The following is a 23,691-nucleotide window of genomic DNA, read 5'->3' on the forward strand; positions in this document are numbered from 1 at the left end:
ACCGTGGGCGCTCTGCCTTTGTCCAGTCACCGGTACGACGGCCAACCGTTTGCAACCACGGCACACTCGCTCACCATGACCGATTCTCTGCACCCACTGGACGACGCGCTGGCGCTCACGGAAGCCGGGCCCGGCCGCTACACGGCGCGCACGTCGCCCGCCTACTGGAACATGGTCGGGCCGTTCGGCGGCATCACGGCCGCGGTGCTGCTGCAGGCCGTGATGCAGCATCCGCAGCGCCTGGGCGATCCGCTGTCGCTCACCGTGAACTATGCCGGCGCCATCGCCGAGGGTGAGTTCACGGTGCAGGCCGTGCCCGTGCGCACGAACCGTTCCACGCAGCACTGGACGCTGTCGGTGCTGCAGCCCGGGGCCGACGGCGAGCCGGTGGTGACCACCACGGCCACGGCCGTCACCGCGGTGCGCCGCGAGACCTGGAGCCTGCCCGACACCCCGATGCCCGAGGTGGCGGGCCCCGACGGCCTGGAGCGCGTGCTGCGCGGCATGCCCGTGAAGTGGCTCGACCGCTACGACCTGCGGCCGGTGGCCGGCGCGCTGCCCTCGCGCTGGGACGGCGGCGGCGACAGCAGCCTGAGCCAGCTGTGGATGCGCGACGAGCCCGCGCGGCCGCTCGACTTCTGCGCACTCGCCGCGCTGGCCGATGTATTCTTTCCCCGCGTGTGGCTGCGCCGCGCGCGCCAGGTGCCGGCCGGCACGGTATCGCTCACCGTGTACTTCCATGCCAGCCGCGAGCAGCTGGCGGACACGGGAGCCGGCTACCTGCTGGGCCAGGCCCGTGCGCAGGAATTCCGCAACGGGTTCTTCGACCAGACAGTGCAGCTCTGGAACCAGGGCGGCACCATGCTCGCGAGCAGCCACCAGATCGTCTACTACAAAGAATGAATGAATAAAGAAAGCGCAGGAGCATCGCCCATGACCGCATCCCAGGACATCCTCACGCACGTCGAATCCGGCGTGACCACCATCACGTTCAACCGGGTGGACAAGAAGAACTCCATCACGCGCGCCATGTATGCCGCGCTGGCGGACGCCTTCGAGGCCGCGGCGCAGGATGTCGCCGTGCGCGTGGTGGTGCTCCAGGGCGATGTGGCCATCTTCAGCGCCGGCAACGACATCGGGGATTTCCTCGACAATCCGCCTTCCACGCAGGAGTCGCCGGTGTTCCGGTTCCTGCGGGCGATCGCCACGTTCCCGAAACCGGTGGTGGCGGCCGTGTGCGGCCCGGCGGTGGGGATCGGCACGACCATGCTGCTGCACTGCGATCTCGTCTATGCGGGCGACAATGCGGCGTTCTCGATGCCGTTCGTGAACCTGGGCCTGTGCCCCGAAGCCGGCTCCAGCCTGCTGGTGCCACGCATGATGGGCTACCACCGCGCCGCCGAGGCCCTGCTGCTGGGCGAGCCGTTCATGGCCGAAGCCGCGCTCGAAGTGGGCCTCGTGAACCGCGTCGTGCCCCCGACGGAATGCAACATGGTGGCCCAGACGCAGGCGCGCAAGCTCGCGGCCAAGCCATTGTCGTCCCTCATCGAGACCAAGCGCCTCATGAAGAAAGACCAGACCGCGCCCCTGCTCGAGCGCATCGCCGAGGAAGGCGCCGTCTTCGGGCGGATGCTCCAGGAGCCGGCCGCCCGCGAAGCCTTCACGGCGTTCATGCAGAAGCGCCGGCCCGACTTCAGCGCCAGCTGAACGCGTTTCGCCCATCCCGGCGGGCGGCGTATCTCCGGGGTAACGATACGTGCCGAAAACGGCTGGTCGGCGCTACATTCGGCGACATAGCCATCAACGGATGCTGCCGGCATGATTCGCACGCCCCGTACCTCTTCTGCTGACGCCTCGACCGTTCATCGCCGGACGTGGCTCCGGTGGGGGCTGCTGGCCGGAGCCGCAGTGGCCGCGCCATGGCGACCGGCTCGGTCCCAGGCCCCGGCCGGGCCGTTGGAAGGGGGGGCGTTGCGCCTGGTGGTGCCGTACCCGCCGGGCGGCTCTTCCGATCGCGCGGCCCGATTGCTGGCCGAGGCCCTGGCGCCTCGCCTGGGCGTGCTGGTGACCGTGGACAACCGGGTCGGTGCAGGCGGCCGGCTCGCGTTGCAGCAGCTGCACCGCGAAAACACCGGCCAGAACGTGGTCGTGCTGGCCAACCCGGCCACCATGCTGGTCGCCCCCCTGGTCTTCAAGGACAACGGCTACGATCCCGACAAGGATTACGTGGTGCTCTCCCAGATCACGCGCTATGCGTTCGGTGTGGCAGTGGGCGCGGGCGCGCAGGTGCGCGATTTCTCCCATTTGCATGCCTGGATGCTGGCCCACCGGGACAAGCTCTCCGCCGGCATCCCGGCCACCGGCAGCCTGCCCCATTTCTTCGCGCTCATGCTGGCCGAGCAGCTCGGCCTGACGCTGCCCGTCGTGGGCTACCGGGGCTCCGGCCCGCTGCTCGAAGACCTCATGGCCGGGCACGTGCCGATGGCCATCGATACGCTGGACGCACTGGAGCCGCTGCACAAGGCAGGCAAACTGCGCGTTCTGGCGATGTCCGACGACCAGCGCGTGCCTGCGCTGTCCACCGTGCCCACCTTCAAGGAGGCGGGCCTCGCGCTGTCGGCGCAGGGCTGGAACGCCCTCTACGCGCCCGCGTGGCTGCCGGCGCCGCGTGCGCGGCGCATAGCCGATGCCGTCTTCCAAGCCATGGGAGACAAGGCCTTGCAGGCGCGGTTCACTGCTGCGGACATGGTGCCCGTGGCCTTGTCCCGCGAGCAGACGGTGCAGATGCTGGCGGCCTACAGGGCGCAGTGGGTACCAGTGGTCCGCCGGTCGGGCTTCCAGCCCTGAACCGAGGAACGCCGGGATGTCAGCCTTTTTTGGCCGACATGCGGGGGCGTCGGCAGCCTACGCACCGGCGCGGCGCTGTATGACGCTGCAAGCCCTGCAAGTGCATGCAACGATCGAAGGGTTTGGTTACCGTTCTTGCGTAACGCGTGGATTTTTGCCGGGGGCGGCCTCCTAGCATCGGACAGACTTTTTCCAAGGAGATCTGATGGCCGTGCAAAACCCCTTCTTCGGCAAGCGTGAACCCGAGTCCTTCCAGCCCCGCCAGCCCACCTCGATGCTCGGCGGTTCCGGCAGCGCGGTGAACGGCGCCGCGTCCACCGCCCCCACCGCACAGCCTGCGGTCCAGAAGCCCGCGGCCAGCGCCGCGTCGGAAGGGGCGGGCAGCAAGCTCACCGTCGGCCCGAACATCAAGCTCAAGGGCGTGGAGATCACCGACTGCGACACGCTCGTCGTCGAAGGAACGGTGGAGGCCACCATGGACTCTCGCGTGATCCAGATCGCGGAACAGGGCGCCTTTCGGGGCTCGGCCGAGATCGACATCGCCGAAATCCACGGGGAGTTCGACGGCACGCTCACCGTCCGGCAGAAGCTCGTCATCTACAGCACCGGCAAGGTCAACGGCAAGATCCGCTACGGCAAGGTGGTGATCGAGGAGGGTGGACAGCTGGCCGGCGAGATCGAGGCCGGAACGGTCGGTTCGGTGCGTTCCCAGAACCATTCCGCTGCGAATGTCTCCCGCGGCGAGGCGCAGCCGCTGGCTGCCTGATTCCCGGTACACGGCAGCCTCCGCAGGGGGCGCCTTGCTCTCGCCTGGGGCGCCGCCGCGGGGCACGGCCCGCGGAAATGGTGCCTGTCTGGATCAGGCGGCATCGGCGGCCACGCTGGCACCCCCGGGGGCGTTCCCCGCCGGGCGCGGAACCGGCCGCGGCTTGCCCGAGGCGTCGATCGCGACGTAGGTGAGCCGCGCTTCCGTCACCTTCACGTAGCGGCCCTGGGCCGCGAATCGCTCCGCATACACCTCCACCTCCACGGTCACCGATGTGCGGCCGATGCGCGTGATGGTGGAAAAGAACGAGAGGATGTCTCCCACCCGCACGGGCTGCTTGAAGACGAACTCGTTGACCGCCACGGTCGCCATGCGGCCCTGCACGTGGCGCGCGGGCAGCACGGAGCCCGCCAGGTCCACCTGCGCCATCACCCAGCCGCCGAAAATGTCGCCGTTGGCATTGCAATCCGCGGGCATGGGGATCACTTTCAGCACCAGTTCCTTGTCGGTGGGCAGGGCGCTTTGCGTGGGCAGCGTGGAGGTCATAGGCACAATCTCTCGGTAAGAACAAACAACGACCGGGATTGTCCCCCATGCGCCCCCACGGCGACCCAACCACTGCCTCTCCCTCCGCTGCGGCGGCCATGCCCGTTGCCGCCCGCAGCGACCGCGCCACGATCGCCCGCCTGATTCCCTATCTGCTGCACTACCGTTGGCGGGTCCTGGCGGCGCTCGTGTTCGTCATTGGCGCCAAGCTCGCGAACGTCGGCGTGCCGCTGCTGCTCAAGCGCATCGTGGACGCCATGGCCCCGGCGCCGGGTTCCGCCGCCGCGCTCGTGGTGGTTCCCGCCGGGCTGCTGGCGGCCTACGGGCTGCTGCGGCTGAGCACATCGGTCTTCACCGAGTTGCGCGAACTCGTCTTTGCCAAGGCCACGCAGGGTGCCGCGCGCCGTATCGCGCTGCAGACCTTCGAGCATCTGCATGCGCTCAGCCTGCGCTTCCACCTGGAGCGCCAGACCGGGGGGATGACGCGCGACATCGAGCGCGGGGTGCGCGGCATCGAATCGCTGATCTCCTTCACGCTCTTCAATATCGGGGCCACGCTCATCGAAGTGTTCCTGGTCCTGGCGGTACTCGGGGGGAAATTCGATCCCGCCTTTGCCTGGATCACGCTGGCCGCGCTGGCCTGCTACATCCTGTTCACCGTGATGCTCACCGAGTGGCGCACGCGTTTTCGCCGCGAAGCCAACGCCTTCGACTCCGCGGCCCACACCAAGGCCGTGGATTCGCTGCTGAACTACGAAACCGTCAAGTACTTCAACAACGAGCCTTTCGAGGTGCGCCGGTACGACGAAAGCCTGGAGCAGTTGCGGCGTGCGAGGCTCAAGAGCCAGACGTCGCTGTCGCTGCTCAACGCGGGCCAGCAGCTCATCATCGCCACGGCCCTGGTCGCCATGCTGTGGCGCGCGGCGCAGGGCGTGGCCGACGGCCGCATGACACTGGGGGACCTGGTGATGGTGAACGCCTTCATGATCCAGCTCTACATTCCCCTCAACTTCCTGGGCGTGATCTACCGCGAGATCAAGCAGAGCCTGACCGATCTGGACAAGATGTTCACGCTCATGGACCGCGATCAGGAAGTGCGGGACGCGCCGCAGGCACCGCCGCTGTCGCTGGGCGCGTCCGCGCCGTCGGTGCGTTTCGAGGGCGTGCATTTCGCCTATGAGCCGGCGCGCACCATCCTGCACGGCGTCGATTTCGAGATTCCTCCCGGCCGCACGGTGGCGGTGGTCGGACCCTCGGGCTCGGGCAAGTCCACGCTCGCGCGGCTGCTGTTCCGCTTCTACGACGTGCAGGCCGGGAGCATCACCATCGACGGACAGGACATCCGCCAGGTCACCCAGGACAGCCTGCGCCGCGCCGTGGGGGCCGTGCCGCAGGACACGGTGCTGTTCAACGAAACCATCGCCTACAACATCGCCTATGGCAGGCCGGGTGCCTCGCAGGCGGAGATCGAGGCCGCGGCGCGCGCCGCGCGCATCCACGATTTCATCGCAGGGCTGCCGGCGGGATATGCCACGCAGGTGGGCGAGCGGGGCCTGAAGCTGTCGGGCGGGGAAAAGCAGCGCGTGGCCATCGCCCGCACGCTGCTCAAGAACCCGCCCATCCTCGTGTTCGACGAGGCCACCTCCGCGCTCGATACGGCCAACGAGCGGGCGATACAGGCCGAACTGCGCAGCGCCGCCCAGGGCAAGACGGTTCTGCTCGTCGCCCACCGCCTCTCGACCGTGGTGGATGCGCACGAGATCCTGGTCATGGATGCGGGCCGGCTCGTCGAGCGCGGCACGCACGCGCGGTTGCTGGCGCTCGGGGGGCGCTATGCGGACATGTGGCGCCAGCAGTCGCGAGAAGAGTGACCCCTGCCGGGAAGCGCCGTGGCGCCCGGGAGTGCGCTACTTCTTCGCCACCGCCTTTTCCGCCGCGTTCACGAGGTCCGCGCCGATCTGTCCCTTCCACTTGTCGAAGACCGGGCGGGTGGCCTGCACGAAGGCCTGCCGCTCGTCGGGGGTGAGCTGCGTCACGGTGACGCCGTGGCTGGCGATCTCCTTGAGCAGGGGCTTGTCCGTCTCGATCAGGCCCTTGCGCGCGATGGCGATTTCTTCCTTGCCGGCCTCGATGGCAGCCTGGCGAACGATCTCGCGGTCCGCGGGCGTCCACGAATTCCAGATGTCCTTGTTCACCACGAAGATGAGCGGATCGTTCATGTAACCCCACAGGGTCACATGTTTCTGGGCCACGGTGTAGAGCTTGGCGGCCAGGTAGATGGACAAGGGGTTTTCCTGGCCGTCCACGGCGCCGCTGGCCATGGCGGGTTGCGCGTCGGCCCAGCTCATCTGGGTGGGGTTGGCTCCCAGCGCCGTGAAGGTGTCGAGGAACAGCGGCGAGCCGACCACGCGGACCTTCAACCCCTTGAGGTCGGCGGGAGTCTTGATGGGCCGCTTGGAGTTGGAGATCTCGCGGTAGCCGTTCTCGCCCCAGGCGAGCGGCACCACGCCGGCTTTTTCGAGGGTCTGGAAGATGCTCTTGCCGACTTCGCCCTGCGTGACCGCGTCCACCGAGGCGTAGTCGGGGAAGAGGAAGGGCAGGGAGAAGAGGTTGAGCGCCTTGACCTGCGGCGACCAGTTGATGGTGGAGCCCACGGCCATGTCGATCACGCCCTGTCGCAGCGCGCTGAACTCGCGGGTCTGGTCACCCTGGATGAGCGAGACGCCCGGATAGAGCTTGATGTTGATGCGACCCTGCGTGCGCTCGCGCACCTTGTTCGCCCAGAGTTCGCCACCCTTGCCCCAGGGGAAGGCGGTGCCCACCACCAGCGACATGCGGTATTCGCTCTTGTAGTTCTGCGCGGCGGCCGGTGCGGCACTGAACGCGAGTGCGGCCGCGGCGGCCACGGCGGTGGCAAGGAAGGTGCGCAGTTGCATGAGTCGTCTCCTGTGGATCGTCGGTTTCGGAAGGGAAAAAGCGCGCGGCTTCAATAGCCCAGGCGCGCCGGCAGCCAGAGGGCCAGTTGCGGAAAGGCGATGACGGCCACCATCACGAGGAACATGGCCAGCAGCATGGGGCCCACCCAGCGCACGGTGGACTCCATGCGCACGCCCGCGATGCGGCAGGACACCATGAGGTTCACGGCCAGCGGCGGCGTGAACTGGCCGAGCGCCACCTTGAGGGTGAGGATCACCCCGAACCACACGGGGTTCCACTGGTAGTGCTGCATGATGGGCAGAAGCAGCGGCACGAAGATCAGGAAGATCGAGATGCCGTCCAGGAACATGCCCACGGTGATCAGCAGCAGGATCAGCAGCGCGAGTACGCCGTATTCGCCCAGGCCCGAATGCACGATGGCGTTGGCGATGGGGTCGATCACCCCGAGCGTGGACAGCGAGAACGCGAAGATGCCCGCCAGCGAAACCACCAGCAGGATCACCGCCGAGAGTTCGCCGGCCTCGCGCAGGATCGGGAACAGGTCGCGCAGGCCGATGGTGCGGTGGATGCACATGCCCACGAAAAGGCCGTAGAACACCGCGACCACAGCCGCCTCGGTGGGCGTGAACCAGCCCGCGCGCATGCCACCGAGGATGACCACCGGCGCGGCCAGGCCCCAGGAGGCTTCGCGCAGGCTCTTCCAGAAAGGGGGGCGGGGCATGGTGGCCTCCAGTGCGCCCATGCGGTGGCGGCGCGCCAGCCACACCGCGGGCACGACGAGTGCGATCCCCGCGAGCACGCCCGGCACCATGCCGGCGGCGAACAGGGCGGGCACCGAGGCGCCGGGCACCAGCACCGAGTAGATGATGAAGGCGACCGACGGCGGGATCAGGATGTCGGTGGCCGCCGCCGCGCCGACGACGCTGGCCGAGAACGAGCCCGGGTAGCCCGCGCGCGACATGGCGGCGATCATCACGCCGCCCACGGCCGCCGCGTTGGCCGGCCCGGAGCCGGAGATGCCACCCAGGAACATCGCCACCGCGATGGCCACGAGTGGCAGCATGCCGGGGCCGCGGCCGACGATGGCCACCGCGAAGTTCACGAGGCGGAGCGCCACGCCGGAGCGGTCGAAGATCGAGCCGACCAGCACGAACATGGGAATGGCGAGCAGGGGGTATTTGCCGAGCCCGGCATAGAAGTTCTGCGGCACCGCCAGCAGGCCGAACCAGGGCGAGTCGGCGTTGGCGATGGCGATGGCGGCGCTGCCGGCCAGTCCGAGCGCGGCGCCGATCGGCACGCCGGCGGCCATCATGCCCAGGAAGGCCGCGAAGAGCAGCGCCGCGATCATGGCCGCCCCCCCCCTGTGGCGGCCGCTGCGCCCTGCCTGCGGAAGAGGCCGATGGCGCGCAGCGTGATCAGGGCCGACAGCAGCGGCAGCCAGATGGAGTACCACCACTGCGGCACCCCGATGCCCGGCGACGTCTCGCCGAAGCGCCAGTCGTCCCAGGTCACCCGGGCGCTGAGCACGGCGATACCGGCGAACAGGATGGCGACCGAGAGGGCCCCGAAACGCGCGAGGCGCCGCCGGCGCGCCGCGGAGCCGCCTTCGGCGAAATACTCGATGCGGATGTGCACGTCCCGCGCCACCGCGGCCGAGCCCGCCACCAGCGCCAGCACGATCATCAGAAAGACGGAGAGCTCCTCGGTCCAGGCGAAGGAGGAGTTGGTGAAGTAACGGACGAGCACGTTGGCGAACGTGATGAGCGCCAGCAGGGCCATGATGGCCACTGTCAGCCAGTCCTCGAGGCGCAGGGAGCGTTCGGTGGCGGTATCCGAAGAAGGTTGCCCGCCCAGAGGGGGGCTGGGAGGTGTGGCGGAAGCGTCGGCCTCTGCGCCGGAAGGCAGGGGTGCAGGCATGGGAGATGGCAGGAGCGAGGGCAATGGAACCAGGCGCGCGGCATGGCGCGCGCCCCGGTCCGGACGGTCAGCGCGCAGTGTAGGCGCAACGCGGCGCGGCGCGATCGGCATGCTTGCGAATGCAGTACATGATTTCCCGAAGTGCGCTCGACCTTGCGGATGCCGCGGAGCCGATAATGGCGCCCCATGGAAACCAAGTGGCTCGAGGACTTTGTCAGCCTCGCGGAGACGCGCAGCTTCAGCCGGTCGGCGCAACTGCGGCATGTAACCCAGCCCGCGTTCTCGCGGCGCATCCAGGCGCTGGAAGCCTGGGCCGGAACCGATCTGGTGGATCGCAGTTCCTATCCCACCCGGCTCACGCCGGCGGGCAGGACCCTCTACGAGGAGGCGCTGGACATGCTGCAGTCGCTGCAGAACACGCGGGCGATGCTGAGGGCGCACACCAGCGCCGACAAGGACATGGTCGAGTTCGCGGTTCCGCACACGCTGGCCTTCACGTTCTTTCCTGCCTGGCTTTCCGGGCTGCGCGAGCGCTTCGGACCGGTGAAGAGCCGGCTGATCGCCCTCAACGTGCACGACGCCGTGCTGCGCCTGGTGGAAGGGGGCTGCGACCTGCTGATCGCCTACCACCACCCCTCGCAGCCCTTGCAGCTGGATTCCGACCGGTACGAGATGCTCACGCTCGGTCAGGAAGTCCTGTCGCCCTATGCGCGGGCGGACGCCGATGGCCGGCCGCTCTACGCGCTGCCAGGCGAGCCGGGCCATCCGCTGCCCTATCTGGGCTATGCGCCGGGGGCTTACCTGGGCCGGGTGACGGAACTCATCCTCAAGCAGTCCGGCATTCCCATCCACCTGGACCGCGTGTACGAGACCGACATGGCCGAGGGCCTCAAGGCCATGGCGCTGGAAGGACATGGGGTTGCCTTCCTGCCGCACAGCGCGGTGAAGAAGGAGCTGCGCTCGCGCCGGCTGGCCAGTGCGGTGCTCGGAGGCGTGCCGGACATGCAGATGGCCATGGAGGTGCGGGCCTACCGGCAGAGGCCTTCGGGCAAGGAGCGCGCCAAGGGCACGGCGGAGGCCCTCTGGACCTACCTGCAGGCACACGGTACCGACAAACCGCTGTAGCATGCGCTGACTTGGTTATGTCTCGATTGCATGATGTAATCCTGCAATCGGCATTGGAAAGAGGTGGGGGACAGGACTTACAGTTCCGACCGGCTCCAGGTGGCAGTTACGGAACTGCCGCAAAAGAGATGCCCGTCTGGCGCGGTTTTTGCGTCGGTCCGTACTCCATTCCGAGACAAACCATGAATCCTGTACGCCCGTGGCGCGCCCTTCTGGGGGCCGCCTCACTCTGCTGTGCCTTGGCTTCCCATGCGGGGGTGCTGGAGCGCATCGCTTCGGGCGGCAAGCTGGTCGTGGCATACCGGGATGCGGCTTCTCCCTTCGCCTTCAAGGATGCAGCAGGGCGTCCCGCCGGCTATGCCGTCGAACTCTGCCAGCGCGTGGCGGAAGCGGTGCGCCGAAAGACCGGTCGCAAGGGCATGGAGATCACGTACGTGCCGGTGGACCTCGGCAACCGGATGGAGGCCATCACCCAGGGTGGAGCCGATTTGGAGTGCGGCTCCACCACGAATAATGCGGAGCGCCGCCAAAACGTCGCGTTCACCATTCCGCACTTCATCACCGGCACCCGACTGCTCGTCAAGGCGTCGAGCCCGATCGAACGCATCGAGGACATGGGTGGGCACAAGCTGGTTTCCACCCGCGGCACGACCGCGCTGCGGGCCGTGCAGCAGCTCAACCGCGAGCATGCCCTGCAGATCAACGTGATCGAGGCGCCGGACGACCAGCGGGCCGTGGAGATGGTGGAAAAGGGCGAGGCCGACGCTTTCGCGATGGACGACGTCCTGCTCTACGCATTCGCCGCGGGCCGCCCGGACCCGAAGGCGCTGAAGGTGGTCGGCAAGTTCGTCACGGCCGAAGCGCTGGCGATCATGCTGCCCAAGGACGATCCGGAGTTCAAGAAGGTGGTGGACGACGAGATGCGCCGGCTCATCAGCAGCCGCGAGATCCATCCCATCTACGACAGGTGGTTCCTCCAGCCTGCTCCCCCCACGAACCGGGCACTGAACTTGCCTGTCAGCTATCTGCTGCGTGAGTTCTGGAAATACCCGTCGGACCAGGTTCCGTTCTGACGCGGGCCGCCGGCACGCGCGTTTACCCCATTCGGGATATTCCCTGCAACGGCAGATGCCTTGCGCGCGTCTATCTAGAATGCCTCTTCCCTTGTATCCATAAGCTAAGGAGATCGTGATGAAGAAACAATTGTTGGCAGTTGCAGTGATGGCGCTCGCTGCGGGCAGCGCATTCGCCCAGGCGAACGACACGCTGGCCAAGATCAAGGCCTCCGGCACCATCACCGAAGGCGTGCGCGAGTCTTCCGGTCTCTCCTACACCCTGGGCGACGGCAAGTACACCGGCTTCCATTACGACGTGTGCGCGCGCGTGATCTCCGACGTCCAGAAGCAGCTCGGCCTGTCCAAGCTGGAAACCAGGTACCAGCCCGTGACCTCGCAGAACCGCATTCCGCTGGTGCAGAACGGTACGGTGGACATCGAGTGCGGCTCGACCACCAACAACCAGGCGCGCCAGAAGGACGTGGCCTTCGCCGTGACCACCTACGTGGAAGAAGTGCGCATCGCCGTCAAGGCCAACTCGGGCATTTCCGGCATCAAGGACCTGAACGGCAAGACCATCGCCACCACGACGGGCACCACCTCGGTGCAGACCCTGCGCAAGAACAAGCGCGCGGAGGGCCTGACGTTCAAGGAAGTGTTCGGCAAGGACCACTCCGACAGCTTCCTGCTGCTGGAGTCCGGCCGTGCGGACGCCTTCATCATGGACGGCTCGATCCTGGCCTCCAACATCGCCAAGTCCAAGGCGCCCAACGACTTCAAGATCGTCGGCGAAACGTTGAGCGTGGAACCCATCGCGATCATGATCCGCAAGGACGACCCGGCCTTCAAGAAGGCCGTGGACGACAGCCTGAAGGGCATGATGAAGTCGGGCGAGATGGCCAAGCTCTACGACAAGTGGTTCATGCAGCCCATCCCGCCGAACAACGTGAAGATCGGCCTGCCGGCGAGCGAAGCCACCAAGGCCGCTTGGGCGAACCCCAACGACAAGCCCATGGAGGAATACACGCTCAAGGATTGATGCGTACGGACCTGTCCGCCCCTGCGAACGCCCACCTCGCCGGTGGGCGTTTGCTTGTTGTCCCGCTGCGGCGGGCGGACGGCCGTCGGTTTTCAGGACGTATGACGATTTGAGAAGGAATTCCCATGGGATCGAATTGGGATTGGCAGGTCTTCCTGCAGGACCCGGGGGGCGATTATCCGACCTACCTCCAGTGGATGCTATCGGCCTGGGGCTGGACCGTGTCGGTGGCCCTGCTGGCGCTGGTGATCGCGCTGGTGGCGGGCTCGGTCATCGGCACGCTGCGCACGCTGCCGGACAACAGGTTTCTGGTCGGCTTCGGCAACGCGTGGGTGGAACTGTTTCGCAACATCCCCCTGCTGGTGCAGATCTTCCTGTGGTACCACGTGGTGCCTGCCATCTTCCCCGTGATGAAGAGCGTTTCCGGCTTCATCCTGGTGGTGCTGGCGCTGGGGTTCTTCACGTCGGCGCGGATCGCCGAACAGGTGCGCTCGGGCATCCAGGCCCTGCCGCGCGGCCAGCGCTATGCCGGCATGGCGCTGGGCTTCACCACCGTGCAGTACTACCGCTACGTGCTGCTGCCCATGGCATTCCGCATCATCCTGCCGCCGCTGACCAGCGAGACGATGAACATCTTCAAGAACTCGTCGGTGGCCTTCGCCGTGTCGGTGACCGAACTGACCATGTTCGCCATGCAGGCGCAGGAAGAAACCTCGCGCGGCATCGAAATCTATCTGGCGGTGACGGGCCTGTACGTCGTCTCGGCCTTCGCCATCAACCGCATCATGGCCTTCATCGAAAAGCGCGCGCGCGTCCCGGGCTTCATCGTCGCGGGCGGCACGGGGGGAGGCCACTGACATGATGAATCTCGACTTTTCCTTCTACAACTGGGACATCATCAGCAAGTTCGTCGTCAAGGGCTTCTATTTCAGCGTCATGCTGACGCTGATCGCCACGATCGGCGGCATCCTGCTGGGCACCGTGCTGGCACTGATGCGCCTTTCGGGCAGGAAGTGGCTGGACGTGCCGGCCACCATCTACGTCAACGGCATGCGCAGCATCCCGCTGGTGATGGTGATCCTGTGGTTCTTCCTGCTGGTGCCGGCTTCGTTCTATGCGGCCCTGCCCGGCGGGATCGGCTCGAGCTACCGCTCGGAGTTGTCGGCCATCATCACCTTCATCGCCTTCGAGGCGGCCTACTTCAGCGAGATCATGCGGGCCGGCATCCAGTCCATCCCGCGCGGCCAGGTGTTCGCAGGCCAGGCGCTGGGCATGACCTACGGCCAGAACATGAAGATCGTGATCCTGCCGCAGGCGTTCCGCAACATGCTGCCGGTGCTGCTGACACAGACCATCATCCTGTTCCAGGACACGTCGCTCGTGTATGCCATCGGCGCCTACGACATGCTCAAGGGCTTCGAGACCGCCGGCAAGAACTATGGCCGCCCGATCGAGGCCTACCTGCTGGCCGCGGTCGTGTACTTCATGATGTGCTTCGCGCTCTCCTGGGCGGTGAAGCGCCTGCACCGCAAGATCGCCATCATCCGCTGACCCGTGCGGCAAGTGAGTGAGGAATAAAGCAAATGATTGAACTCAAGAACGTTTCCAAGTGGTATGGCAGCTTCCAGGTGCTGAACGACTGCTCCACCAGCATCCGCAAGGGCGAGGTGGTGGTCGTGTGCGGCCCGTCGGGCTCGGGCAAGTCCACGCTGATCAAGACCATCAACGCGCTGGAGCCGATCCAGAAGGGCGAGATCTACGTCAACGGCGTGGCCATCCACGATCCGAAGACCAACCTGCCCAAGCTGCGCAGCCAGGTCGGCATGGTGTTCCAGCATTTCGAGCTGTTTCCCCACCTGTCGGTGACCGAGAACCTCACGATCGCGCAGATCAAGGTGCTCGGCCGCAAGGCCGACGAGGCGAAGCAGCGCGGCCTCAAGATGCTCGACCGCGTGGGCCTGTCCGCGCACAAGGACAAGTTTCCGGGCCAGCTCTCCGGCGGGCAGCAGCAGCGCGTGGCGATCGCGCGCGCGCTGTCCATGGACCCGATCGTGATGCTCTTCGACGAGCCCACTTCGGCGCTCGACCCGGAAATGGTCGGCGAGGTGCTGGACGTGATGGTCAGCCTGGCCAACGAAGGCATGACCATGATGTGCGTGACCCACGAGATGGGCTTCGCGCGCAAGGTGAGCAACCGCGTCATCTTCATGGACGTGGGCGGCAAGATCCTGGAGGACTGCTCCAAGGACGAGTTCTTCAACAACCCCGATGCGCGGCAGCCCCGCACCAAGGATTTCCTCAACAAGATCCTGCAGCATTGAGGCGTGCGCGGCGAAGCCGTGCATGGCCAAGCCATGGCGGCCGGAGCGATCCGGTCCGCGGCAGAAGGCGCCTCCGGGCGCCTTTTCTTTTTCTGCAGCGGCAAGCCTTTCCTGGCCCGGGCGGTCGGGGCGTGAGCATGACGGTGCTTGCCCTGCGGGGCCAGCCACGGGATGATGGCGTGCCGGAAATGCCCATGACGCCACCCCCATCCTCCTCGGACGCCTCTCCCACCTCCGCGGCGGCGCCGTCCGATGTCTCCGCCGCCACCGGGCAGGTGGTGCTCTGGCACCGCGACGCTCCGCCGCAGCCGGCCTTCGGCGCACCCTGCAATGGCTGCGGGCTGTGCTGCCTCGCGGAGCCATGTCCCCTGGGCATGGTGGTTTCACGCCGTCGCACAGGACCTTGCAAGGCCTTGCTGTGGAGTCCTGCCGCGGTTCCGGATGCCTCGGGCCGCTATGTCTGCGGCATGGTGGCGGATCCGGCCGCGGTCACCGGCTGGCGCCGCGCCTGGGCACTGCGCTGGATAGCCCGGCTGGCCCGGCGCTGGATCGCGGCCGGGCAGGGATGCGATGCCCCGCCGCTGCACGTGGCGCCGGAGGGCTGTCCGGAACGCGGCGCGTGACGCGCGGGTGACAGTGCATCAGGGTTTGCGGCGTTGGCACGCCGGACAGGCCGCGGTGCAATAGTCCGATCCATTTCTTCCCGTTTTCTTCAGGAGTTACGTACATGCAGCGACGTCGTTGGATCCAGTGGGGTGCGGCAGCCGCTCTCGCGCCCGCCCTCTCGGCGCGGGCCCAGAGCTTTCCAGCACGCCCGGTCAAACTGGTCGTCGCTTTTCCTGCGGGCGGCCCCACCGACATCACCATGCGGGTGCTCGCCGAGAATGCATCCAAGGTGCTGGGCCAGCCGGTCATCATCGACAACAAGCCGGGAGCCGGAGGTACGCTGCCCGCGCAGATGCTGCAGTCCTCGCCGGCGGACGGCTACACGGTCGCGCAGATCCCGCTCGGGGTCTTCCGCATGCCCTACACCACGAAGATCAACTGGGATCCCGTCAAGGACATCAACTACGTGATCAACGTGACGGGCTACGCATTCGGCGTGGTCGTCCCGACCGACTCTCCCTTCAAGACCTGGGCGGACTTCGTGGCCTACGCCAAGGCGAACCCCGGAAAGCTCAGCTACGGCTCCACCGGGGCGTTGACGAGCCCGCACCTGACGATGGAGCGGGTGGCCCAGCAGCTCGGCCTGCAACTGCTGCACGTGCCCTACAAGGGCAGCGCGGACCTCATGCAGGCCATCCTCGGCGGGCAGCTCATGGCGGCAGCCGATTCCACGGGGTTCGCGCCGCAGGTGGAGGCCGGCAAGCTGCGGGTGCTCAATACCTGGGGCGCGGAGCGGCTGGCGAAGTTCCCGGACGCGCCCACGCTCAAGGAACTGGGTATCGACATCGTGCAGAACTCGCCGTTCGGCATCGGTGCTCCGAAGGGAACGCCCCCGGACGTCGTCCGCCGGCTGCACGATGCCTTCAAGGCCGCCATGGACCAGGAGAACTACCGCAGCGCACTGGCGCGCTACGACATGGTGCCCATCTACATGGACACGGCGGCATACCGCCAATTCGCCCAGGATACCTATTCGCGGGAAAAGGCCATCATCGAGCGTCTGGGCCTGGCCAAGCCTGCGTGATCCGAAGCGGTCTCCGCCGGGGCCCGGCCGCGGAGCTCAGGCGGTGGCCCTGCCGGCCTGTAGTATCGCGCGCGCCACTTCGGCGAAGCCGGCACCGCGCTCCGCGCGCGTGACGTGGCGCGGCCGATGCACCAGCTGCGAGACGAACCGGGCGATGTTGGCCACGCCCACGCTGTGCGGAAAGGCTTCGAACATCTTCTGGTCGTTGGTGGAGTCGCCCACGTAGACCCAGCGGCCGATCTCGTCGTCCAGCACGCGGCCGAAGAGTTCACGAACGATCCAGCGCGCGCCGACGAGCTTGTCGTGGTCGCCGTACCAGCCATTGATGTGGATGCTGCTCACCGTGGCGTGCATGCCTGCGGCGCGCATGCGCTGCACGACGGCATCGATGGTTTCCTGGGGCAGGTGCGTGAATTCGCTGTGGTCGATGGCGATGTCGCATTCCCGTCCCGCGGAGTCCGTGGCCCGCCGTGCTCCCGGCACCTCGTGTTCGATCCGTGCAAGCACCTGCTGCATGCGCGCATATTGCACCGCGCGCGTGGCGGCGTCCTGCTGGTAGAGCTTGCACAGCGCCGGCCCGCCCGGGCCCGCGGGATGCACCACCACGGCGCCTTCTCCGCAGGGGGTGGGGGCTTCCTCCGCGTCCGCTCCGGCCACGCGCACCATGGCGACAGCGCCGTTCTCCGCCACGATCGCATTCACCGGCCAGGAGGCCGCGAACGGCTCGCTCCATCCCGCTGGACGGCCTGTGACGGGGATCACCGCGAGCCCGGCATGCCGCAGCGCCTGTAGCGCGTCCAGTGCATCGGCGGTGATGGCGCCGTCGGTGGTCAGCGTGTCGTCGATGTCGGTGAAGACGCCGATCAGGTCACCGGGCGCGTGCCAGAGGGCCAGCGGCTGCAGGCCTGCTGGAGAAAGGGAAGGCGCGTCGGAGTGGGGCATCTGGGATGGTGGGGTGTACGGGAGCGGAGAAGAGACATGACGGCCCCGTTCGCTGGCGGCAGCGTCATGCCCTCGCGGGACGCGGCCCTGCCGGGCCGGCGGTTCAGGGGGGAAAAGCCCGGGGTCCGTAGTAGTGGCCGGGACTCGCCTGGTAGAGCCCGATGCCATCGAAGCGCATCAGCGTGCCTTCGCGGCATTCGAACCGCAACTGGAATTTCCGCTCATGGTCTTCAGGCAGCAGTACCTGCGCGATACCCCAGTTGATGTCCTGGCCCTCGCGCAGACCGTTCAATCCGATGGAGACGGATCTGGTCGCTCCGCCTGCATCCGACTGGATGAGCCAGGCCCGGCTGCACCGGCCCTCGAAACGTGGCATGCCCAGGTGGAGGTAGGTGATCCAGTGCTGCGGCGCAGGCTTCTTCGGGTTCCACTCCAGCAAGGCACTGCCTGCAAGCATGCGTGCCTCGGCCTGGAACGGATCACCGCTCCAGCCCTCCGTGCGCAGCTCGCCTGCCTGGGCCCGGGCGATGGGAACGGCCGGAATGAGGCTGAAATCAGGGAGCAGGGGCCGGCTGTGGCGCTGGTGGTAGATGCCGATCGCAATGCCTCCCGCGATGACCACCACGGCGCAGGCGGTTGCCGCTGCCGGCCGTTGCCGTCGCAGGATCCAGGCAATGCCCTGGGCCGCCAGCAGCACCAGCAGGATGTCCAGTGCGCTGATGCTGTAGCGTGGGTTGTAGAGCACGGGGACATGTACTGCGCACTGGTACGCCGCTGCCCCGCCCACCATCCAGCCCATGGGATGGCGGCGCAGGCCCCAGACTCCGAGGGCCGACAACACCACCAGCGCCACGCGCCATGCCCGGTCGTTCATCACCGTGTGCGGGTTCAGATGCGCCCGGCTGAAGAAAAGCACGGCACCCAGCTTGCGCACATACATCTTCAGAAGCACTGTCGTGGGCAGGTCCTGCAGCATGGTCCTGGCGACTGCCATGAGGCGGCGGTCGCCTTCCATGCTGAGATGCGACTGCTGGCCGAGGACGGTCACTTCGTCGTGCCCCAGGCCGAAGAAGGGTGGTTCGTAGCCGGACAGCACCGGATTGCTGCCGAAGTAGAGGGCCGCGCCACTGCCTGTCGCCACCATCGGGCGGCCGAAGACGTCGTTCTGCCGCAGGACGTAGGTACCGACCAGTGCGGTCGCCAGCAGGTGGATGGCCGCGAAGCGCAGCGCCGCGCCGCGCATTCCACCGTGCATGCGCCACGCCGCCAGCAGAAAAACCAGGGCGGCGAACGGCAGCCAGTACATGTAGGTGGCCCGTGTCAGCGTGGCCGCGGCAAGCGCCAGGCCTGCAAGGAGCACTACGCCCGCCTGGAGCAGGCGAGCGCGTGGACCCCGCCAATCCTGGGCTGCGCAGCTCGATGCCCACAGCCAGACGGCCACGAGGAAGATGAACGGGGACTCGCCCAGCAGCGTGCCACCCGCCTCCACCAGCATGTGCGGAAGCGCATACAGCCAGCCGGCCGCCACCGCGGCGATACGTCCGCCGATCCTGTGCGCGGCATCGAAGGCCAGGGCCAGTGCCGCCAGGGAAATGGCGAGGTTCGCGGACTTGATGAGCACCGGGTCTGCACCGGCCAGCGCCATGTACACCACGGTGCCGGGAGCGACCTTGTAGGAGTCCGCGGTGCTGAAAACACGGGCACCTTCTTCCAGTAGCTGCCGCGCCAGGGGCAGGTAGGTATGCAGGGAGTCGAAGGGGATTTCCGTCTGGACCAGCACGCCGACCATGCGTGCCGCATAGAGGATCATCGGCAGCACCAGGCCGCAGAATATCCAGGGCAGTGTGGGCGATGCATCTTCTGCGGGCGCCGGGACCGCGGAAGACATGCGCGTCACGGCAGGGCCTCGGGATGGCGGGCCATACCCGGCTCGCGCTCGTCCGCCAGTTGCGGGCTCAGTGGTTCCGTCGGCACGCTGCTCACGTCGTGGTGCAGGAAGGCCACCAGGAACTGGATACCCACCATGACGGGAAGCGCGGCCAGCATGACCGTGCCGCTGGTGGCCGGCTGGTCTCCCAGGGCGCTGTGGATCCATTGCCGCGCGCCGAAAAGACTGCCCCAGGCCAGCAGCAGCAACCCGAAGATGCTGTAGATCGAACCTGCGTTGAAGTCGCGCACGAAATAGCTGTAGGCGTAGCGGCGCAGGAGCCGGGAGGCGTGCTTCTTCAGGAATTCCGGCAGCACGCTGCCGATCTTCAGATTCGACTCCTCGTCCGCGTACACGGAATCCATCGGCACGTCGCGCACGACGGCGCGCAGCGTGTTGAGGCGGAACAGCATGTCCGTCTCGAAGAAGTAGCGCCGCTCGAGCTTGTCGAGCGGCAGCTCCCTGAGCACGCTGGTATGGACTGCGGTGTACCCGTTCGTCGGGTCCATGATGGTCCAGTAACCGCAGCTCAGCTTGGTCATGAACGACAGCACCGCATTGCCGAAAAGCCGCACCGGGGGCATGCCGCGCACCGATTCCGGCCGGAAGAAACGATTGCCTTTAGTGTAGTCGGCGCGGCCCGCGATGATCGGGCGCACGAACTGCGGCAACAGGGCCGGGTCCATCTGCCCGTCACCGTCGATCTTCACCACGATGTCCATGCCGTCGGCGATCGCCTGCTGATAGGCCGTCACGACCGCTCCTCCGACACCCCGGTTTTCCGGATTGAAGAGCACCTGCACGCGGGGGTCGGTGCAGTTCGCCTGGATGAAGGCTCCACTGCCCTCGGGGCATGCATCGTCCACCGCATAGATGCGCGCCACCGACGCCGGTACCGCGCGGATCACCTCCAGCACGTGCTGGGTCACCTTGTAGCAGGGAATCGCCACCGCGATGGACATCGTGCTGCGTGCCTGCGTCATGCCCCGGCCCTCCCGGCCACGGCGATGCCGGCGAGAATCAATGCGCCGCCGACGAACGTCTGCAGGTGCAGCGGTTCGCCGAGGAACAGCCAGCCCATGGTGGGGACGAGCAGGAAGGCGAGCCCCATGAAGGGGTAGGCCAGGTGCAGCGGCGCGCTGCGCAGCACCCAGATCCAGAGCAGGGTGGTCACACCGTACAGCGCCAGCGCCACGATCAGCCAGCCATTGAAAAGCCAGTCGGTCAAGGCCGGCTGGGGCGGCAGGAGCATCGCCGCCTTCTTGAAGAGAAGCTGCCCGACGGAAATGCCGAACACGCACAGAAGCGTCAGGAGGGTGAGTAGCAGCGACATGGGGCGACAGATGGTGGAAAAAGAGGATCGTTCGAGAGAAGCGGCCTTCGATCGCCTGCCCCGGGGCATTCCGTGCCGGGCGTGGAGGCGTGCGTGGCCGCCAGGTGGCTCTCACGCACTGCACGCCTTCCCGCCGCTCCGTGGAAGCCGTTGTGCCAGGAGCATGGGCAGGAGGGGCAGGGCGATCATGAAGAACGGAAGCAGGTACCGGTATTCTCCCGCAATGGAGAAGATGAAGATCGCTCCCAGCTGGACGACCATGGGGATCGATGTGATCAGCAGGGGACCGTCGCGGCGCCGGATTCCCTTGAGCAACGCATAGATCACCAGCGCGATGCCGAGGAACGGCGTCCATAGCAGCCAGCGCCAGCGCCAGCTGAATTCGTAGATGTCCGTTGCCACCTTCTCGGCTTCCGACAACTGGAAGAGCCGGTAGGTGGACTCGGTGTCGAGCTGCCTCAGGACGATCTGTGCATACACGTGCCCGGGCATTCCGCCCATTGCAAAGGCGGAGACGAAGAAGATGTTGACGCGGCTTCCCAGGAACTTGGGCACGTTCTGCCACAGGTTGTACCGGAAGAAGTCTTTCACCACCGCGTCGCGGTCGGCTTTGGCCATTCCGGACACCCTGGGACCCTTCTCCGCGAACTGCAGCGGATCCCAGTAGTCGGGATCGTAGTAATCCAGGTAGGTCTGCAGCGGCTTGTATTTCTCGAGGATTTCGACCGTGCCGGGCAACACCCGCGGTTGCGAGATCCAGAGATTCATGGGACGGGGTTGCAGGAAGTTGACGGTTTCGTAGATCGCCAGGGGATAGAGCACCCCGTGTCCTGCGGACTTGTGCGCCTGGGAGGCGCCGACCATCAATGTGCACCACGCGAGGACGATGGCGCCCAGCCAGCGGCGCCGGCCCTTGTCCACCATCAGCACCAGCATCCCGACCGGCACCAGGAAGATGATGCCGTTGGGCCTTGCGAATGCCGCGAACGGCAGGGTCAGCGCGATCATGGCCAGGGAGGCCTTGCTCAGTCTGCGGTGCCGGGCGCTGAGCCAGATTTCGAAGGTCAGGCCCGCCACCGCGACGGAGTAGATGCCATCCGGATAGAGCGTCTCGATGAAGAAGACGGTATGCGGCGCCAGCGCCACGAAGACGAGCAGAAAGGCGGTGGTCTTCCGGAAACCCTGGGCCCAGGACCAGGCCAGGATGCGCGAGAAAACCACGGCGCATATCAGCGTGAGCACCGCGATGGGCACTTCCACCCTGTGGCCGGGCTCGTAGAAGATCTTGACGAAGTAGTACCAGAAGACGGGTTTCCCGGACCTCATGTTCACCGGATCCTGGACTTCCAGCAGGATCCCCAGGCTGTCTTCGCCGAGGACGCCAGGCCAGAATATCAGCAGCCAGACGGCGTAGTACACCGTCAGCAATGCGAGGATCGCCGCGAAAGGGCGCCCGCCGGAGGCCGGGCTGGGAGCCGGTGCGCCGGCGAGCGTCCGGGCTGGGTAGTTCTCAGGCATTGGTTTGCAGGGCAAGTCCCGCATGCTCGCGCAGCGGGTGGAAGTGGATCTTGGGGAACCTCTCCTGCGCCAGCCGAACGTCGTAGGGGCTGGTGCACAGATAGGCCAGGGTGTCGGCCGCGTCGTGCGCCATGCGCATCGGGTAGGCGTCCGTGAAGGCCCGCAGCTCCGCCGGCGTGTCCGCCGTGATCCAGCGCGCCCCCGTGTACTGGCAGTTTTCCAGCCGCACGTCGCAGTCGTATTCGGTCTTGAGGCGGTGCTGCACCACTTCGAACTGCAGCTGGCCCACGGCGCCCAGCAGCATGTTGCCGCCCGCGTCGGGCTTGAAGACCTGGATGGCGCCTTCCTCGCCCAGCTGGGCCAGGCCCTGCTGCAGCTGTTTGGTGCGCAGCGGGTTCTTCAGCACCACCGTCATGAACATTTCGGGCGCGAAGAAGGGCAGGCCCGTGAACTGCAGGCTGGCGCCGTCGGTGATGGTGTCGCCCAGCTGCACGCCGCCATGCGTCGTGAAGCCGATGATGTCGCCCGCGTAGGCTTCTTCCACGGCTTCGCGCCGCTGGCTCATGAAAGTCACCACGCTGGTGGGACGCAGTTCCTTGGCGGTGCGCTGCACCTTGAGCTTCATGCCCGGGGTGTACCTGCCGGAGGCCACGCGCACGAAGGCGATGCGGTCGCGGTGGTTGGCGTCCATGTTGGCCTGCACCTTGAACACCACGCCGGAGAAGCTGGTTTCCTCGGGCAACACCGTCTTCTCGACGGACTGCCTGTTCACCACGAGGTTGCTCGTGCGCGGGCGCGGCGAGGGCGCGAGATCCACGAGGGCGTCGAGCACCTCCATCACGCCGAAGTTGTTCACGCCGGAGCCGAAGAACACGGGCGTCTGCTTGCCCGCGAGGAAGGCCTCGTGGTCCCACGCCGGGGAGGCGCCCACGGCCAGTTCCATGCTCTCGAGCGCCTCGTCGAAGGTGTGTCCGAACCGGGCCCGCAGCGTGTCGGCCTCGCTCAGGGGGGTGGCCTCGAAATCCTGCGGCCTGCGCTCGCTGCCGGCCTCGAACACGGTCATCGCCTGGGTGCGCAGATTGATGATGCCGCCGAAGCTCTTGCCCTGTCCTACCGGCCAGGTCATGGGCACGCAGGGCATGCCGAGCTCGCGCTCGACCTCGTCGAGGATGTCCAGGGGCTCGCGCACCTCGCGGTCCATCTTGTTGACGAAAGTGATGATGGGGGTGTCGCGCTGCCGGCAGACCTCGATCAGCCGCCGCGTCTGCGATTCCACGCCGTTGGCCGCATCGATCACCATGAGCGCGGAATCCACGGCGGTGAGCACGCGATAGGTGTCTTCCGAGAAGTCCTTGTGGCCGGGCGTGTCCAGCAGGTTCACCACGTGGTCGCGGTAGGCCATCTGCATGACCGACGAGGCCACCGAGATGCCGCGCTGCTTCTCGATTTCCATCCAGTCCGACGTGGCGTGGCGGCTGGCCTTGCGGCCTTTCACGGCGCCGGCGATCTGGATCGCGCCCGAGAACAGCAGCAGCTTTTCGGTGAGCGTGGTCTTGCCAGCGTCGGGGTGGGAGATGATGGCGAAGGTGCGGCGTCGCCGTGTTTCGGGAGCGTAGGACACTGTGATTCTTGAGAGGGTGCGGCAGGCATGGGGCCCGGAGTGCACGCGCAAGTTGGCGTGCTGCCGCGCCGCCGCAGGGCGTGGAAAGGGGCGTATTCTAAAGGCCG

The 23,691-nt window shown here is 66.8% G+C and carries 23 protein-coding genes; 13 read left to right on the top strand and 10 right to left on the bottom strand.

Annotation, left to right across the window (positions count from 1 at the left end):
* Positions 1–75: 75 nt before the first annotated feature.
* From BLR99_RS00975 to BLR99_RS00990, 4 genes are all read left to right on the top strand, one after another.
* Positions 76–903: an acyl-CoA thioesterase gene (locus BLR99_RS00975; protein WP_041827583.1), complete on the top strand. Its 828-nt coding sequence runs from the start codon at positions 76–78 to the stop codon at positions 901–903.
* Between the two features lie 30 nt (positions 904–933).
* Positions 934–1,707 carry an enoyl-CoA hydratase gene (locus BLR99_RS00980; protein WP_011797110.1) on the top strand — a complete coding sequence of 258 codons (774 nt, stop codon included), beginning with the start codon at positions 934–936 and terminating at the stop codon, positions 1,705–1,707.
* A gap of 264 nt (positions 1,708–1,971) precedes the next feature.
* Positions 1,972–2,847, top strand: coding sequence for a tripartite tricarboxylate transporter substrate-binding protein (locus BLR99_RS00985; RefSeq protein WP_083369963.1), 876 nt, complete (start codon positions 1,972–1,974; stop codon positions 2,845–2,847).
* A gap of 205 nt (positions 2,848–3,052) precedes the next feature.
* Positions 3,053–3,613, top strand: coding sequence for a bactofilin family protein (locus BLR99_RS00990; RefSeq protein WP_074686652.1), 561 nt, complete (start codon positions 3,053–3,055; stop codon positions 3,611–3,613).
* Between the two features lie 93 nt (positions 3,614–3,706).
* Here the strand turns inward: BLR99_RS00990 and BLR99_RS00995 are convergent, their stop codons facing one another.
* Positions 3,707–4,159, bottom strand: coding sequence for an acyl-CoA thioesterase (locus BLR99_RS00995; protein WP_074686654.1), 453 nt, complete (start codon positions 4,157–4,159; stop codon positions 3,707–3,709).
* A gap of 47 nt (positions 4,160–4,206) precedes the next feature.
* Here BLR99_RS00995 and BLR99_RS01000 point away from each other — a divergent pair, with 47 nt between their 5' ends.
* On the top strand, positions 4,207–6,030 hold the full coding sequence (locus BLR99_RS01000; RefSeq protein ID WP_041827582.1) for an ABCB family ABC transporter ATP-binding protein/permease: 1,824 nt from the start codon (positions 4,207–4,209) through the stop codon (positions 6,028–6,030).
* A 36-nt stretch (positions 6,031–6,066) separates the two neighbouring features.
* On the opposite strand, the gene BLR99_RS01005 is transcribed toward BLR99_RS01000, so the two are convergent.
* Genes BLR99_RS01005 through BLR99_RS01015 form a run of 3 tightly spaced genes read right to left on the bottom strand, consistent with a single transcriptional unit; the run spans position 6,067 to position 9,013 of the window.
* The gene (locus tag BLR99_RS01005; RefSeq protein WP_074686656.1) at positions 6,067–7,095 is read right to left on the bottom strand and encodes a DctP family TRAP transporter solute-binding subunit; all 1,029 of its coding nucleotides are present in this window, start codon (positions 7,093–7,095) and stop codon (positions 6,067–6,069) included.
* A gap of 50 nt (positions 7,096–7,145) precedes the next feature.
* Complete coding sequence (locus tag BLR99_RS01010; protein ID WP_074686658.1) at positions 7,146–8,444, bottom strand: TRAP transporter large permease; 1,299 nt, start codon at positions 8,442–8,444, stop codon at positions 7,146–7,148.
* Complete coding sequence (locus BLR99_RS01015; RefSeq protein WP_139160123.1) at positions 8,441–9,013, bottom strand: TRAP transporter small permease; 573 nt, start codon at positions 9,011–9,013, stop codon at positions 8,441–8,443. The genes BLR99_RS01010 and BLR99_RS01015 overlap by 4 nt, the downstream gene beginning before the upstream one ends.
* A 186-nt stretch (positions 9,014–9,199) precedes the next feature.
* Between BLR99_RS01015 and BLR99_RS01020 the strand changes: the two genes are divergently transcribed.
* The 8 genes from BLR99_RS01020 to BLR99_RS01055 all read left to right on the top strand — a co-directional run bounded on the left by BLR99_RS01020 (position 9,200) and on the right by BLR99_RS01055 (position 16,243).
* A complete protein-coding gene (locus BLR99_RS01020; protein WP_074686660.1) occupies positions 9,200–10,138 on the top strand; it encodes a LysR substrate-binding domain-containing protein in 939 nt (312 codons plus the stop codon).
* Positions 10,139–10,320: 182 nt separating this feature from the next.
* Positions 10,321–11,211, top strand: coding sequence for an amino acid ABC transporter substrate-binding protein (locus BLR99_RS01025; RefSeq protein ID WP_017437912.1), 891 nt, complete (start codon positions 10,321–10,323; stop codon positions 11,209–11,211).
* A 118-nt stretch (positions 11,212–11,329) separates the two neighbouring features.
* Positions 11,330–12,232 carry an amino acid ABC transporter substrate-binding protein gene (locus tag BLR99_RS01030; RefSeq protein WP_011797100.1) on the top strand — a complete coding sequence of 301 codons (903 nt, stop codon included), beginning with the start codon at positions 11,330–11,332 and terminating at the stop codon, positions 12,230–12,232.
* 125 nt (positions 12,233–12,357) lie between these two features.
* Positions 12,358–13,089 (top strand): amino acid ABC transporter permease, encoded by a 732-nt coding sequence (locus tag BLR99_RS01035; RefSeq protein ID WP_011797099.1) that lies wholly within the window; start codon positions 12,358–12,360, stop codon positions 13,087–13,089.
* A 1-nt stretch (position 13,090) separates the two neighbouring features.
* Positions 13,091–13,783 carry an amino acid ABC transporter permease gene (locus tag BLR99_RS01040; protein WP_017437914.1) on the top strand — a complete coding sequence of 231 codons (693 nt, stop codon included), beginning with the start codon at positions 13,091–13,093 and terminating at the stop codon, positions 13,781–13,783.
* Positions 13,784–13,815: 32 nt separating this feature from the next.
* On the top strand, positions 13,816–14,553 hold the full coding sequence (locus BLR99_RS01045; protein ID WP_011797097.1) for an amino acid ABC transporter ATP-binding protein: 738 nt from the start codon (positions 13,816–13,818) through the stop codon (positions 14,551–14,553).
* Positions 14,554–14,747: 194 nt separating this feature from the next.
* Positions 14,748–15,176, top strand: coding sequence for a hypothetical protein (locus tag BLR99_RS01050; RefSeq protein WP_233427202.1), 429 nt, complete (start codon positions 14,748–14,750; stop codon positions 15,174–15,176).
* A 104-nt stretch (positions 15,177–15,280) separates the two neighbouring features.
* The gene (locus BLR99_RS01055; RefSeq protein ID WP_017437916.1) at positions 15,281–16,243 is read left to right on the top strand and encodes a tripartite tricarboxylate transporter substrate binding protein; all 963 of its coding nucleotides are present in this window, start codon (positions 15,281–15,283) and stop codon (positions 16,241–16,243) included.
* 36 nt (positions 16,244–16,279) lie between these two features.
* On the opposite strand, the gene BLR99_RS01060 is transcribed toward BLR99_RS01055, so the two are convergent.
* From BLR99_RS01060 to BLR99_RS01085, 6 genes are all read right to left on the bottom strand, one after another.
* Positions 16,280–17,185 (bottom strand): HAD hydrolase family protein, encoded by a 906-nt coding sequence (locus tag BLR99_RS01060; protein WP_017437917.1) that lies wholly within the window; start codon positions 17,183–17,185, stop codon positions 16,280–16,282.
* 103 nt (positions 17,186–17,288) lie between these two features.
* Positions 17,289–19,073: a hypothetical protein gene (locus BLR99_RS01065; protein ID WP_011797093.1), complete on the bottom strand. Its 1,785-nt coding sequence runs from the start codon at positions 19,071–19,073 to the stop codon at positions 17,289–17,291.
* A 5-nt stretch (positions 19,074–19,078) separates the two neighbouring features.
* Positions 19,079–20,095 carry a glycosyltransferase family 2 protein gene (locus tag BLR99_RS01070; RefSeq protein ID WP_011797092.1) on the bottom strand — a complete coding sequence of 339 codons (1,017 nt, stop codon included), beginning with the start codon at positions 20,093–20,095 and terminating at the stop codon, positions 19,079–19,081.
* Positions 20,092–20,445, bottom strand: a complete 354-nt coding sequence (locus BLR99_RS01075; protein ID WP_017437919.1) for a DMT family transporter — start codon at positions 20,443–20,445, stop codon at positions 20,092–20,094. The genes BLR99_RS01070 and BLR99_RS01075 overlap by 4 nt, the downstream gene beginning before the upstream one ends.
* 111 nt (positions 20,446–20,556) lie before the next feature.
* Complete coding sequence (locus tag BLR99_RS01080) at positions 20,557–21,963, bottom strand: DUF2142 domain-containing protein (protein ID WP_011797090.1); 1,407 nt, start codon at positions 21,961–21,963, stop codon at positions 20,557–20,559.
* A complete protein-coding gene (locus BLR99_RS01085; RefSeq protein WP_017437920.1) occupies positions 21,956–23,584 on the bottom strand; it encodes a peptide chain release factor 3 in 1,629 nt (542 codons plus the stop codon). The genes BLR99_RS01080 and BLR99_RS01085 overlap by 8 nt, the downstream gene beginning before the upstream one ends.
* Positions 23,585–23,691 lie beyond the last annotated feature (107 nt).

The organism is Paracidovorax citrulli (assembly GCF_900100305.1).
Classification (GTDB): domain Bacteria; phylum Pseudomonadota; class Gammaproteobacteria; order Burkholderiales; family Burkholderiaceae_C; genus Paracidovorax; species Paracidovorax citrulli.